General features: G+C 53.4%; 2 protein-coding genes. Both read left to right on the forward strand.

Going from position 1 to position 1,493, the window contains the following annotated elements; all coding sequences use genetic code 11:
• The coding region (locus FDX24_RS23455; protein WP_305764198.1) for a putative type VI secretion system effector at nt 1–593 on the forward strand (593 nt) is incomplete at its 5' end.
• 38 nt (nt 594–631) lie between these two features.
• On the forward strand, nt 632–1,493 hold an 862-nt coding region (locus FDX24_RS11980), incomplete at its 3' end, for a hypothetical protein (RefSeq protein WP_137364362.1).

The raw sequence follows: 1,493 nt of genomic DNA on the forward strand, positions 1-1,493 counted from the left end.
CACTGTGCGGAGCCTGGTATCTGACCGGGCGCATTAACGGCAGGCGTTTTACCGGCTGGCTGGGATGCCACTGGTGCTATGAAGGGGAGGAGGTGGAACTGCTGGCGGCCCCGGTTGGCGAGGAGTATCTGGTGTATGCCATCCACAAGCCGGAGGAGCAGTCCCTGTGCATGACGCCGGGGTGCTACCGGGGAAAGAATCAGGCGCGTCGGGCGGCAGTGCGTATCCCGCTACGGGTTTGTTACTTATGTTTTGCCATTTCCATCGCTGCGTTGCTATGTGGTGATGGTTTAGCATCATTTTATGATCCTATGTTCTATTTATTTATAGTTGAAGCAATAATTTTTCTGCTGGTGATGTGTCTGCTTCCCGCAGCGTGGTCAATTTACAAACATAAACCGTTACCGGAAGAAACGCTGTCAGAGGAGATATTCACCCTGCTGGGCTGGAAAAACGTGGCGGATATTAACCTGGACACGCTCCATAAAAGGCGAAAAAAAGAGTGGCAGCGAACGGGGATCCCGCCAAATCCTCTGCGCAAAGGAACCCCCTTTGATTATTCAGGGGGGACACATTGTTTTTTTTATTATTAATACGGATGTTGAATGGTTCTTAATGGCATGGATAAATTATGAAAAAAGAGCTGAAATTCTCGGACGGATTGCGAAGAAGCCTCGAAGGCAGCAATAAAAAATATCCGCTGCATAACTATTTGCAGCAAAAAAGTGAGCTGGCGCGAACGCAGGAAATTCTGCGCAATATCGAGGCCAGCAATGAAAAAGGAAAATGGCTGGCGCATTTTCGCCTGAAAGAGAAAGAGTTGCTGGGGGCGCTGAAAAATGCTCCGCCGGACCCGGTGCTGCCGCCTCCGGCACCGCTGATTAAAGTTCGGGGGGTCATTGAAAAACTGACGCAGCGGCGGGTGGTGCAGCATTTCGACGTTCTGTCCTACCCGGAAGGAAGCGCCTACTACGCCCGCTATAAAAAGAAGATGGCGGCGTCGGCGGTGGTCTGGGCGGCCAGCGGCTCGGGCGGGACAGCCTCGGCCCTGCTGCAGGATTATGACAGGGCACTGTGCGGAGCCTGGTATCTGACCGGGCGTATTAACGGCAGGCGTTTTTCCGGCTGGCTGGGGTATCACTGGTGCTATGAAGGGGAGGAGGTGGAGCTGCTGGCGGCCCCGGTCGGCGAGGAGTATCTGGTGTATGCCATCCACAAGCCGGAGGAGCAGTCCCTGTGCATGACGCCGGGGTGTTACCGGGGAAAGAACCAGGCGCGCCGGGCGGCAGTGCGTATCCCGTTGCGGGTATGCTATCTGAGCCTGGCAGTAGTGACTCCTGCAGTTATACATATTCATAATGGATGGGAGGCATTTTCTGATCCGGAATTTTACATGATGTTGGCTGTGTTTTGTCTTATGTCATTGGGGTTGTGTCTGCTTCCCGCGGCCTGGTCAATTTATAAACATAAACCGTTACCGGAAGAAACGCTGT

It is taken from the genome of Citrobacter sp. wls716, from assembly GCF_005280975.1.
GTDB classification, from domain to species: Bacteria; Pseudomonadota; Gammaproteobacteria; order Enterobacterales; family Enterobacteriaceae; genus Citrobacter; species Citrobacter youngae.